The sequence below is a fragment of the Bradyrhizobium sp. SZCCHNR1098 genome (assembly GCF_032489375.1).
In the GTDB taxonomy this organism is placed as follows: Bacteria; Pseudomonadota; Alphaproteobacteria; order Rhizobiales; family Xanthobacteraceae; genus Bradyrhizobium.
The window spans coordinates 1-12,555 of sequence record NZ_JAUEXY010000014.1 but is presented as its reverse complement, the minus strand read 5'-3'; the positions used below and the strand labels follow the sequence as shown (position 1 = coordinate 12,555).

8 protein-coding genes and 1 pseudogene are annotated in these 12,555 nt (G+C 64.9%); 4 read left to right on the top strand and 5 right to left on the bottom strand.

Going from position 1 to position 12,555, the window contains the following annotated elements; translation table 11 throughout:
* The first annotated feature begins 154 nt into the window (after positions 1 to 154).
* From QX135_RS25855 to QX135_RS25845, 3 genes are read left to right on the top strand one after another with little or no spacing between them, the layout of a single operon-like run.
* Positions 155 to 1,429: an FGGY-family carbohydrate kinase gene (locus tag QX135_RS25855; protein ID WP_316180993.1), complete on the top strand. Its 1,275-nt coding sequence runs from the start codon at positions 155 to 157 to the stop codon at positions 1,427 to 1,429.
* The gene (locus tag QX135_RS25850; RefSeq protein ID WP_316180995.1) at positions 1,426 to 2,295 is read left to right on the top strand and encodes a TIGR01459 family HAD-type hydrolase; all 870 of its coding nucleotides are present in this window, start codon (positions 1,426 to 1,428) and stop codon (positions 2,293 to 2,295) included. The genes QX135_RS25855 and QX135_RS25850 overlap by 4 nt, the downstream gene beginning before the upstream one ends.
* Before the next feature lie 14 nt (positions 2,296 to 2,309).
* Positions 2,310 to 3,344 carry a class II aldolase/adducin family protein gene (locus tag QX135_RS25845; RefSeq protein WP_316180997.1) on the top strand — a complete coding sequence of 345 codons (1,035 nt, stop codon included), beginning with the start codon at positions 2,310 to 2,312 and terminating at the stop codon, positions 3,342 to 3,344.
* Between the two features lie 12 nt (positions 3,345 to 3,356).
* On the opposite strand, the gene QX135_RS25840 is transcribed toward QX135_RS25845, so the two are convergent.
* Together QX135_RS25840 and QX135_RS25835 are read right to left on the bottom strand one after the other, a co-directional pair.
* Positions 3,357 to 4,832, bottom strand: coding sequence for a tetratricopeptide repeat-containing glycosyltransferase family protein (locus QX135_RS25840; RefSeq protein WP_316180999.1), 1,476 nt, complete (start codon positions 4,830 to 4,832; stop codon positions 3,357 to 3,359).
* Between the two features lie 36 nt (positions 4,833 to 4,868).
* Positions 4,869 to 5,213 carry a tetratricopeptide repeat protein gene (locus tag QX135_RS25835; protein WP_316181001.1) on the bottom strand — a complete coding sequence of 115 codons (345 nt, stop codon included), beginning with the start codon at positions 5,211 to 5,213 and terminating at the stop codon, positions 4,869 to 4,871.
* A 202-nt stretch (positions 5,214 to 5,415) separates the two neighbouring features.
* Between QX135_RS25835 and QX135_RS25830 the strand changes: the two genes are divergently transcribed.
* Positions 5,416 to 5,700: a hypothetical protein gene (locus tag QX135_RS25830; protein ID WP_315741301.1), complete on the top strand. Its 285-nt coding sequence runs from the start codon at positions 5,416 to 5,418 to the stop codon at positions 5,698 to 5,700.
* A 71-nt stretch (positions 5,701 to 5,771) separates the two neighbouring features.
* On the opposite strand, the gene hemA is transcribed toward QX135_RS25830, so the two are convergent.
* From hemA to QX135_RS25815, 3 genes and pseudogenes are all read right to left on the bottom strand, one after another.
* Positions 5,772 to 7,037, bottom strand: coding sequence for a 5-aminolevulinate synthase (hemA, locus tag QX135_RS25825; RefSeq protein WP_410053231.1), 1,266 nt, complete (start codon positions 7,035 to 7,037; stop codon positions 5,772 to 5,774).
* A gap of 32 nt (positions 7,038 to 7,069) precedes the next feature.
* Entirely contained in the window at positions 7,070 to 10,285 is a 3,216-nt protein-coding gene (locus QX135_RS25820; RefSeq protein ID WP_315784622.1) for a hypothetical protein, read from the bottom strand.
* A 50-nt stretch (positions 10,286 to 10,335) separates the two neighbouring features.
* Positions 10,336 to 12,555, bottom strand: a pseudogene (locus tag QX135_RS25815) (hypothetical protein); the annotation flags it as partial.

Genomic DNA, 12,555 nt, shown 5'->3' with positions numbered 1-12,555 from the left:
ACGACGAATGCCTGCTTGCAAAATTCTTCACTCCTTGCAAAAAATTGCAGACGCCGATCCGGCCGTCAATCCCCCAAACGTGCTGCAGCGCGTCAGGGGCGACGCGCCGGGCGAGCACAGGCATGCTCGCCGGCGCACAACGGGATGAGGTCGCATGACGGAGTTGTTTGTCGGCATCGACGTGGGCACGAGCGGTGTGCGCGCCTGCGCCGTCGATATCAGCGGCGAGATCAAGGGCGCAGCCGCCGTTCCGCTGGTCGTACCGCGTCAGGACGGCAACGCCATCGACCAGGATCCCGAGCTGTGGTGGCAGGCGACGGTCGCGGCGCTCGACAAGCTCGGCAGGATCGTCGATCTCGGCGCCGTCGCGCACATCGCGGTCGACGGCACCTCCGGCACCTTGCTGCTGATCGACGCCGACGGGCGGCCCCGCTCGCTCGGCCTGATGTACAATGATGCCCGCGCCGTCGACGAGGCCAGGCGCATCGCAGCCGTCGCACCGCCCGAGAGCGGTGCGCATGGCACGAGCAGCCCGCTCGCCAAGCTGCTGCATCTGCTCGCCTCCACGAGCGGCGCGCGGCATGCCGTGCACCAGGCCGACTGGATCGCCGGACGCCTCGCCGGCCGTCACGGCGTCAGCGATGAGAACAACGCCCTGAAGCTCGGCTATGACCCTGTCAGGCGCGAATGGCCGCAGTGGATCGATCAGCTCGGCGTTCCACGCGACGTGCTGCCGAGCATTCTGGTGCCGGGCACGCCATTCGCCGACATCGATCCAGCCATCGCGCGCTCGCTCGGTCTGTCCCCATCGACGCGCATCGTCGCCGGCACGACCGACGGCGTCGCCGCCTTCATCGCCACCGGCGCCGATACGCCGGGCGATGCGGTGACCTCGCTCGGCACCACGCTGGTGGTGAAGCTGGTCGCGACGCAGCCGATTTTCGCCGCCGATCAGGGCGTGTACTCGCACCGCCTCGGCGACAAATGGCTCGCCGGCGGCGCATCGAATTCCGGCGGCGCCGCGCTGCTTGCGCATTTCACCACCGACGCCATGGATCGCATGACACCGCTACTGCGCCCGGACGAGCCCACCGGGCTCGACTACTATCCGCTGCAAAAACCCGGCGAACGCTTTCCGATCGCAGATCCCGCGCTGGCGCCGCGGATCACGCCACGGCCGGTCGAGGATCATCGCTTCTTCCAGGCGCTGCTCGAAGGAATTGCTGGCGTGGAAGCGCTGGCCTATCGGCGTCTTCACGCGCTCGGCGCGCCGGCTCTGCGGCGGGTGATCAGCATCGGCGGCGGTGCCCGGAACGAAGCCTGGACCGATATCCGCCGGCGCATCGTCGGCGTGCCCGTCGGCGCCGCCGCGCAGACCGAAGCGAGCTACGGCACGGCGCTGCTGGCGCTGCAGGGACCGCCGCGATGACGGCGGCGGCGTGCGAGATCAGCGGCCTGTCCGCCATCGCCGACAGGTTCGATCACGTGCTGCTCGACCAATGGGGCACGTTGCATGACGGAAGGACGGTGCTTACCGCTGCGCATGACTGCGTCCTGCGGCTGCGCGAGGCCGGCAAGCATATCCTGGTGCTGTCGAACTCCGGCAAGCGCGCGAGCGCCAATGCCGAGCGCCTCGCCCGGCTCGGCCTGCCGCGCTCTGCCTATGACGGCATTCTCACCTCGGGCGAGGTGACCTGGACCGGCCTGCGCGACCGAACCCGCGCGCCCTTCACCGATTGTGGCAATGCCTGCTTCCCGATCACCAGGGGCGGCGACCGCTCGTTGATCGACGGGCTGGATCTCGTCGTCGTGACGGATATGCGCGACGCCGATTTCATCCTGCTCGGCGGCCTTGATGACGACCTCGCCGAGCCGGACCTCTGGCGCGATCAATTCACCGGAGCGGCGGCGCGAGGCGTGCCGATGATCTGCGCCAATCCCGACCTGATGATGTTCGGCGCGAGCGGCCTCGTGCCTGCGCCCGGCACGCTGGCGCGCGCCTATGAGTGGCTCGGCGGCCCGGTGAGCTTCGTCGGCAAGCCGCATGCGCCGATCTTCGCGGCTGCGCTGGAGCAGCTCGGCGATCCGGATCCGCACCGCGTGCTGATGATCGGCGACTCACTCGACCATGACGTCGCCGGCGCCCGCGCCGCAGGCCTGCAGAGCCTGCTGCTCGGCGATGGCGTGCATCGCACGACGCTGGCCGGTGCGCCCGACCTGGCTGCCGCGACGCGCAAGCTCGCGGCTTCGCCAGGCCGCATGCCGAATTGGACGATGCAGCACCTGGTGTGGTGAGAAGGAGACGCGAGATGCGCGAGCCTGCCGAGCTTGATGATTTGCGCCGGATGTCGGCGCGGGTCGGCCGCAACGTGGAGCTGGTGCAAGGCGCCGGCGGCAACTCCTCGCTCAAGCAGGATGATGTGCTGTGGGTGAAGGCGTCCGGCACCTGGCTTGCCGACGCCGACGCGAAGGACATCTTCGTGCCTGTCCTCCTGCCTGCAGCGCGCGACGCGCTCGCCGCTGACGATGAGCGCATTCCGCTGGCAGCCCCCGGCCCGCTACGCGCCTCGATCGAGACTGCGCTGCATGCGCTGCTGCCGCACCGGGTCGTGCTGCACGTGCATGCCGTCAACACCATCGCCTGGGCGGCACGGCGCGACGCACGCGATGAATTTTCGGCGCGACTGGTCGGGCTCTCCTGGCGCCATCTCGACTACTTTCATCCCGGGCTGCCGCTGGCGCGCGCGGTGAGTGCAATCGTCGCGCGCGAGCGCATCGACGTGCTGATCCTCGGCAATCACGGCCTCGTCGTCGGCGCCGACACCTGCGATCAGGCTGAGGCGCTGGTCCATGACGTGGAGCGCCGGCTGGCGCTGCCGGTGCGCCCGGCGCCCGCTGCCGACGCCGCGGCCTTGCGCCGTCTGTGCGCAGGCACCGCCTATCGCCCGCCGCACGACGCTGGTAGCCACGGCATCGCCACCGATCCGTTCAACCGCGCCATCGCAACCGGCGGCTCATTGTATCCGGATCACGTCGTGTTTCTCGGCCCGGGCCTGCCGACGATCGAGGGCGCCGACGGCCTCACCACGATGCTCGCGCGCGCGGAAGCGAGCCGCCTGCCCGCCCCCGTCGCAGCCCTCGCGCCGGGTCTCGGCGCCATCATCCGCAACGACGCCAGCCCGGGCGCCGAGGCCATGCTGAGCTGCCTCGCGCTCGTGACCAGCCGCCTGCCGCTGTCGGCCGATATCAGCTATCTCTCGTCGCAGCACGAGCAGATGCTGCTCGACTGGGACGCCGAACGTTACCGACAGCAGCTGACGGCAAGCCGCCAGTCGTCGAAGTGAAACGGCGACGGATCACGCGATCTCATCGCTCGAGACCGGCGGGGACGGCGCCCCCACCACAATCAGCTTGTGAAGAGCATCTCCGACCTGATCAATGACTTCGCCCCAGTCGCGCCCTTCGCGCTGACGGAACAGACGCATGCTCGGGTACCAGACGCTATCGTCACGATCGAGCAGCCAGCGATAGTCCGGCGTATACGACAGAAGCGTCCAGGTGGGACGGCCGAGCGCGCCGGCGAGATGAGCGACACTGGTATCGACGGTGATCACGAGATCCAGACATGAGATCAGCGCGGCCGTGTCCGCGAAATCGGCAAGTTGGCCCGTCAGGTCCGTAATCCGGCTCGCCTCCTGGAGCACGGCTTTGTCTTCGGCCTTCGGCTCTTTCTGCAAGCTGATGAACGCCGCGTCCTCGCCGAGCAGGCGGGAAAACATGCGCAATGGGATGGAGCGATTGTGGTCGTCGAGATGATTGGGGTTGCCTGACCAGACCAGGCCGACACGCAATTTCTCAGGCGCACCAAGGCGCTCTTGCCAGATTTGAATCCGATCCGGATCAGGCGCCGGCAAATACGACACCGGCGCTGGAATCGCGGCCAGTGTCGTCCGAAAGGCAAACGGCAGGCTCATGATCGGACAATGGATATCCACTCCCGCAAGGTCGGCGGCCTCCGAGACCGGAATGCACTGCGAAATGCCCGGCACATTCGACAACAGAGGTAGCAACGGCTTTTGAACGGCGAGGATGACGCAGGCGCCTAGCGCCAGGACCATCGGCACGTAACGGACAAACTGGATCGTATCGCCCAGTCCTTCGTCGGCTGCGATGACAATGGTTTTTCCAGCGATGCCGTCCTGGCCCAGCCACATGGGTTGCTGGAAGCGCGGATAAGAGCTCGGCAGGCTCCAACGGGCCTCCCGACCAGACCAGCCCGCGTCGAGATCCCCCAGCAACAGGTTCAAATGAGCCGTCCCAAGATCGGCCAGCGTGTCTCTCGGGTCGGCACGCTTCAACTGCCTGTAGACCTCGAACGCTTCGTCGAATCGACGCAGCTTCGTCAGCACAGAGGCCTTGTCGTGCAGCGCATCCCTGGAGCCAGGTTGCAAAGCCAGCGCCCGCTCGAACCATTGCAACGCTTCTTCGTCTCGGCGCATCGTCCGCAGGACAATGCCCGTCTTGACACAGATGTCAGAGTTGCCGGGCTCGATCTCGTGGGCTCGCCGACAGATGGCAAGGGCCTCGTCGAACCGCTTCAGGCCATTCAGAAGTGCACCACGCATCAACAACGTCGGTACATGGTTGGGCCGCAAGGCGTCGCTCAGATCGAGATAGGCGAGCGCTTCGTCGATCCGCCCCAACCGTTGAAGCGCGATGCCGCACTGGTTTGCCGCGTCCCAATGCCTCGCATTCAGTTCCAGCACACGTTGGAAGCTCAACACAGCGTCGGCGAGCTGCTGCAGGCTGACAAGGGCATTGCCCCTCAGCATCCACAGATCGGCGCTTTCGAGACCGAGCGCCCTCGCCTACTCGACGACCTTCATCACCTCATCCGAGCGTCCCTGGACCTGTAGCACCGTGCCAAGACTCAGGAAGTACTGCGGCTGAACATCCTGCTGGATCGCGCGGGATACCCACCGCAGTGCAGCTTCATACTGCTGTGCCTGCAGTGCAAGGATCCCTAGCAAGTTGAGGGTCGGCGCATGCCCTCCATCGATCGCAAGCGCCATATGACAACACCGCTCGGCGTCCGCATGTCGGCCATTGGCGACGTCACGCAAGGCAGCGTCATAGAAGTTCGCGGCACCATCGGGCTTGGCAGGTTGGAGCTTCACTTTGGTGGGCGAAGCTCGGCGCTCGCGACGGTTCATTGCTGCAATTCGTCCCGGTTACGATTTCAGCGCAATTGATTCTCATTCAGGCTGACAGTCGCAATTCTATCTCCGGCTTTGGTAAGGACCGCTCCGATTCCGCCTGCATTCCCTAATATAATAGCGCGGAAGACAACGATCCGATGACACGCTTCGTGGAAGTTAAAATCAGCGCAACCATCGCGAGCATGATCAAATCGGCGTGCAGGGCAAGGGCGAGGACTTCTTCGGTGGCTACGCCTATACGAGGTCGGGCCATCCGGCCGACCTCGAGATCATCATCACCGAAACGCCGGCGCATCTGCGCAAGTTTCACGATCCGGAATCGGGCCTGGCGCTGATCCGGCCGGATGCCTGGCATGGGCCGTCGGACAGCTCGGACTCGTCGCCGGACACGGCCATCCGCAAACAACCGGAAACAGACTGGAAAGGAGGAGAGGCTGGATGGTGCGCTCGGAGCGGGAGAACACCTGCGTTCGTTCAGTAGCTGAAGCACGACCGCCTTTCCGCACACCGGCCGGACGTGCCGATTTCTGATCCAATCTTTCGCCGGCAGCGCTATGGCGCTTCATGCCCACGTGTGAAGCCGCTCTCCCGGCGGTAACAGAGATGGAGTTTGTCCCACACCTTCATCATCGCATGGACCAGTTGGTCCATGAGCGCGTCGTCGTGATAGGGCGTAGGTGTAAGACGCAGGCGTTCCATTCCTCGCGGGACAGTGGGGTAATTGATCGGCTGGATATAGATGCCATGCTCCGACATCAGCAGGTCCGAAGCCGCCCTGCACTTCTCGGGATCGCCGACATGCACCGGCACGATATGGCTCTCGCTCGGCATCACCGGCAGGTCTGCTGCCGTCAGGACGGACTTCAGCCGCGCTGCACGATCCTGATGCCGGACGCGCTCCGCTGTCGAGGCTTTCAGATGCCGGATTGCAGCGGTCGCGGCTGCACAGACCGGAGGCGGCAATGCAGTCGTGAAGATGAAACCGGGGGCGTAGGAGCGCACCGCATCGATCAGGTTCGTCCCAGCCGCAAGATAGCCGCCGAGACAGCCATAGGCCTTTGCGAGCGTGCCCTCAACAATGTCGATCCTTTCCATGACCCCGTCGCGCTCAGCTATGCCGCCGCCGCGCGGGCCATACATCCCGACCGCATGGACCTCGTCGACATAGGTCAGTGCGCCGTAGCGCTCGGCCAAGTCGCAAATTCGATGCAGAGGCGCGATATCGCCGTCCATCGAGTAGAGGCTCTCGCATACGATGAGCTTTGGCCTTTCGGGATCTGCCGCCCGCAGCAGCCGTTCGAGATGCTCAGGATCATTGTGCTGCCAGATCTGCTTCTCAGCACCGGCCTTACGTACCCCCTCGATCATGGAGTTGTGATTCAACGCGTCGGAAAGCAGCAAACACCCAGGCAGCAGCTTGGCGATCGTCGATATCCCCGCCTCGTTGGAAACGTAGCCGGAGGTAAACACCAGCGCGGCTTCCTTGCCGTGGAGATCGGCCAGCTCCTGCTCGAGCGCGACGAGCGGATGGTTCGTTCCCGCGATATTACGGGTGCCCCCGGCTCCTGTGCCCATGCGCGATACGGCATCGATCATGGCTCCCATGACCTTCGGGTGCTGGCTCATGCCCAGATAATCGTTCGAGCACCAGATCACAACCTCACGCTTGCCCTCCCCCGAATGCCAGATCGCATAGGGATAGCGCCCCGCCTGGCGTTCAAGATCCGCAAAGACACGATAGCGCCGTTCCTGATGCAGTCGATCCAACGCACCGCGGAACATCGCGTCATATTCAGGGAGGAGGCTCGACGGCCGCATCTGGTAGTTCATGATTGGACGACTCCTGCCGACTATTTTGCCCGATTGAACTGGTAGGAGCCCTGCAGGAAGACGCCATAGCGCTCCGTCGTATATCTCAGGACCTGATTGAAGGAATCGACCGCATTGGTGCTGAGATGCCACCAGCGTCCGCCGATGCCGATGCGGAAATTATCGGTCAACTGGTAGTTCAGCACGGTCTCGGCCTGGAATCCGGATCCTTGTCCTGAGGCAGGATCGCGCCCGAACGTGAAATAGTGCGTGTCGATCGCATTCTGCGAAGTCCAGACATAAGCGGCCTCCGCCTGCCAGCTCAGCCGGTCAGACAGCCGCGTGTCGAGTGAGACACCGGCCCGTCCGCTATGCCAGCGATCCTGCTCGGTCACCACCTTGACGCCTGCCCCAAGAGCCGGACTGCAGATCGTCGGATTGCCACCCACCTGGGTGCAGCCCCGCGCGTCGACCGTTTCTGTCCAATATTGATAGCCGACGAAGGCACCAAGCCGGAAACGCTCCGTCTCCAGCAGATTGAAACCGACATCGAGATTTGCGTATTGCAGCCGCCCGCCCACGCTGCTGACGGTCTTGGATGACGGATTGACGAAAGGAGCAAAGTCCTCATCGACGAGAGTGCCCGAGCTGATCTTGCCCGCCCCGAAATAGCCCTTCAGAAACATGTTGGTGAACGGGCCGTCGAGCGCATCAACCCTGAAGAACATCTCGCCGCTGTGCCCGGTCATGCCGCCATAAGCGAGCCGGGAGACCTGAAGCGTCGCTGCCTGATCGGCGAAATAGCGGTAGCGATTCTGCCCCGAGCTGAACCAGTAGCGCACTCCGGTCTCCAGCATATAGGACGGCAGGATCGACGCGCGCGACCGCAGCGGCATATCGCCCGAGCCCGCGCCTTGGCCGCCTTGCAACGCTGCAGGCCTGGCCCAGGCGCAGCTGACGATCGAGGCGTTGCACTTCGTGACACCGTCGGCGTTGAAATCGCGCCGCAACGTGACCGTCGCGAACAGGTCCTTTGTCGTCGTCTTGACGTTGGCCAGCGTGCTGTCGACGAACCGGTAGCCAACCTCTGTTTCCAAGCTGATCTCCTTCGACCAGAGATAGCTGACCAGCAACGACGGCAGGATCGTGTACTCCTTCAAGTCGGTCCGGGTGCCGGACCTGTAGCCCATCCGCAGCCGCGGGCTGATGGCGAGATCGGGGGTGATCGGGTAGCGCGAGGCAAGATCCAGCACATAGAACTTCGAGTCCGCCAGGCTCGCGTAGCGTAGCGCGCCCATGAACAGATCGCCCGGCTTGATGATGCTGTTCCCGGTCAACTGAGCCGACAGATAATATTCGAGACCGCTCGCCGGCGTGCCGTCGACGCCGCCGGACGGCAGCGTGCCGGTCAGATTGGTCACCGTGGCATCGGCGGCGACCTGCCAGGTCTCGTTCAGGGGCCGCGAATAGCTGACCATCGCCGACTGGAATGTCGGCGTGCGGTCGATCGCGAGCTGCCTGATCTCGCCTGCGGTATTGAACTTCATCATGTCGTAGAGCGTGAGGAACGGCTGCCCCTGCAACGCATTCCAGGTCGAGAGAAATGGAACTCTTCGGTAATCGAACGAGGCGTTGATGACCGACTTGTCCTCGAACGTATACGTTCCCGAGAACACGGCGGCATTGAGCGCGCGGAAATGCGTGTCGTAGTCGATCAGGCCGAGCAGCGACTTGTTGGTGTCGAAATAGCGGAATTCCGCGCCGATGGCCTGGCGGTCGACGATGTTGCGGTCGTATTGCGTGATCAGGTAGACGGTGGTCTCGAGCCCGCCGAGGATCTTGCCAAAATCGATGCTTGCCCCATAGAGCGTCTTGCCATCCTTGAACGGTGCGTCGAAACGGCTCCAGTTCGGCGAGCCCGCGAGCACGTTCAAGCGCAGCCCGGGGCTCTTCTGCCAACTCAGCACCGCGCCGTCGAAACGGCCGATCACGCCGCCGGTGTTGCGGGATTGCCGTCCGACGCGCAAGGTCACGTCGGCTTCCTTCAGCGTGTAATCGACTTGCGCGGTCGAGACGCCATACTTGTCATTGCCCGTATCGAATTGGCGCTCGTGGGTGAACGCCAGCTTGAACTTGGTCCTGATGCGATCGTTGTCCGCGGTGCCCAGGAAGTCGAAATTGGTCAGCAGCGTGTTCTGGTGTACCCGGTGGGCATCGGGATCTGCATTCGGGTTCGGCGCGATGGCCCTGTCCTTGACGGCGCTGGTGCTGTCATTGGTGATGAAGGTGGTCGAGAGGCTGCCCGACATCGACCAGCGCGTATCGCCGTTCGGCCCTGCCGACTTGGTTGGCATCCCTGCCCCCATGTCTCCGCCATCGGAGTTGGCCGGAGACATGTCGCGCGGTCGTGCCGGCGCGCTGCTGGTTGCGGTCAGAAGCGCAGCGAGCCGCTGCCTCACCCGCTCAGCGCCCTCGCCGTTCGGATAACGGCGCAGATAGTCCTCAAATTCGGCCTGGGCTGCAGCGGTCTGCCCGGCCTTCTGGCGCGCGACGCCGAGCAGCTCCTGCGCCTCTGCGCTCGAACCGGTCTCAGGGAGTTTCAGCACCTTCTTCAGAAGGTCGATCGCGGCGTTGAAATTGCCTTTCTTGATCGATGCGCGCGCCTCGTCCATCGAGGCCTCCGCAAACCGGATGTCCGCCGCGGACGCCTGCTGCATCGTGCGATTGTCGTTGCGGACCGACGCCGCCGCACCGGGGATCGCAACCGGTTTCGGCGCATCCGGAGCGGCTACGCTCGGCACAAGGGCCTTCACCTTGCACGCCGACACCGGGCCCTTCCGGGCAATCACGATCGTGACCTGCTCGAAGCTGCCGGATTGCACGATCTGATAGGTGAACTCGCCAGCAAACTGAGCGACGAGGATCGGTCCTCTGTTCTGATCGAGCGTCAGATAGACGTCCTGGATGCCGGAGCCCTGGGCATTGTCGACCCGCACGCCCTCTCGTCTGACCAGACGCCGCGTGATGACGGCGTCCCGATCGACCAATTGTAGCGAGACGCTGAGCTGGCTGCCCTTATCCAGCGGAAAATGCCCAGTGTAGCGCACGCGAGCATGAAAGTTGACGCGCAGCAGGCTGCAGTTGCCGATCGTCGTGGCGTTTGCGCTGGCGACGAACTGATCGATGACGGGCTGGGCCGGTGCGACGCCGAAGGCTCCATCGAGCAGGATTGCGAGCAGGCCGGACAGCAGAGTCATCGCCCATCGGGTCGACCTCGCTGCTGCTGCTTGACTGAAGCGGCAGCTCATCACCAGCCGCCTCCATTGACCCGGTGCTGCCGCTGGCGACGGGTGATGATGGCGGTCTGCGACTTGTCAGCATAGATGTGACACGCGCCGGTGCAGTCCTTGAGCTCGGCGACGGTGTAGTCCATCGGCGCCGGCTTCACGAGCTTGGCATGCTGCTGCGGCCGGAAATCACCCGCGTGACAGGCGGCGCAGTCGGGCTTGTAGGCCGCGAACTTGAACACGACGGCTTGCGAATTGCCGCTGTGGCAGGCGGTGCAGCCAATCGTGGCGCTATGGTTCGGATAGCTTGCCGACATATGCCGGTAGTTGACCGAGCTCCAACTGACCGTCCGATGGCAGCTCTCGCAGGGGACGTTGGTCACGAAGTGCTTCGGCGACTTGCCGGTGGCATTGGAGCCGTTGTGACAGCTGGCGCACGGCGCAGTCAGGCTGGCGTGATCCATCCGTGCGCCCGAGAACGACACGGTGTTCTTGTGGCAGCTTTCGCATGGCGCGCTGGTGACCACGTGGCGCGGCGGCTTGCCGCCGGCTGATGATCCGTTGTGGCAGGTCGCGCAGGCCGCCATCGTACCGGTGTGACTGAAGCGGGCTCCGCTGAACGTCGTCGTGCTCTTGTGGCAGGTCTCGCACGGCGCATTGGTCGCAACATGCTTCTGCGGCTTGCCGGTCGCGGCCATGCCGTTGTGACAGCTCGCGCAGGCCGCCATCGTGCCGGTGTGACTGAAGCGGGCTCCACCGAATGTCGTCGTGCTCTTGTGGCAGGTCTCGCACGGCGCATTGGTCGCGACGTGCTTCTGCGGCTTGCCGGTCGCGGCCATGCCGTTGTGGCAGCTCGCGCAGGCCGCCGTCGTCCCGGTGTGGCTGAAGCGGGCTCCGCTGAACGTCGTCGTGCTCTTGTGGCAGGTCTCGCACGGCGCATTGGTCGCGACGTGCTTCTGCGGCTTGCCGGTCGCGGCCATGCCGTTGTGACAGCTCGCGCAGGCCGCTGTCGTCCCGGTGTGGCTGAAGCGGGCTCCGCTGAACGTCGTCGTGCTCTTGTGGCAGGTCTCGCACGGCGCCGCAGTCGCAATGTGCTTCGACGACTTGCCAGGCGCACTCATGCCGTTGTGGCAGGATGCGCACGGTCCCTGCGCCGTCATGTGGTTGAATCTCGAGCCGGCCTCCGTGGCGCTCGAGCCGGCAAGCCCTGCCCTCGGATTGACCGTCGGCAGCAGCGATGGAACCCGACCTGCGTTCTGCGACTCCATTGCATCAGGATTGGCGGCACCGATCGAAGGCAGGAGCTTGCTGCGCGGATCGTTCGGCACAGGCGCTGAAGGGGCGGATGTCATCCGCGGGAGAGTGCTCAGCGGCTGCGACACCGACGCCGCGTCACCAGCTTTCGCCGCGCCGTCGGGTTTGGAGGCGGCAGGCGCACCGGCCGGGGCCCCTGCTCGAGGATCGGTCGTCGCGGCCGCCGACGTCGCAGCTGTATTCGCCAGCGGCTTGCTGCTGAACAAGAGCGTCGAACTGGATGGTGCGGCAGGCTTCGCAGCCGCGCCGGCCGCAGCCGTGGCCGGCGCTGCGCTCGTGCCCGATGCGGACTCGGGAGTCGTGGCCGCCGTCATCGTCCGGTTGGCGGTCGTGGCTGGCGTCACCGCCTTGGCGACGGGCGCCTGAGCGGGGACCACCGACCTGGCCGTGGTCGAGCAACCCGCGGCCGGCTTCTGCGGGTCGTCGTCCCAGGTCGAGAAGTTGGCGGCAGCGCGCACGTGGCAGCAGCCGCAATCCTGTGACTTGGCACTGTGATCCGGCCCCTGCGCGCCTCTGCGGCCCTGGCTGCGATAGGCGCCATTGTGACAGCTGTCGCAGCGCGTCGCATGCACGGCGGTATGACTCATCGTGTAGGTGGCGAAGCTCGCCGCGGTGTTGCTATGGCAGTTCGAGCACTGGACGCCGGTCACCGGAATGTGCGGCGGCGTGGTCAAACCCTTCGCGCTCGAGCCATTGTGACAGGCGGAGCAATTGGTGTTGGCCGCGGAGTGGGTGAACGCCGCGCCGCCCCAGCTGGTGAAGCCGCCCGAGGCCGCCTTGGCGTGACAGCTGACGCAGTCGGCGCCACCGGTGGCGACGTGGCCCGGGTACGACGCGGTGCCCATGGCACCCTTGGTGCCCTGGCCGGTGTAGCTGCCGTTGTGACAGCTGTCGCAGCGCGCGGTCGATACCGCCGCGTGGTTCAT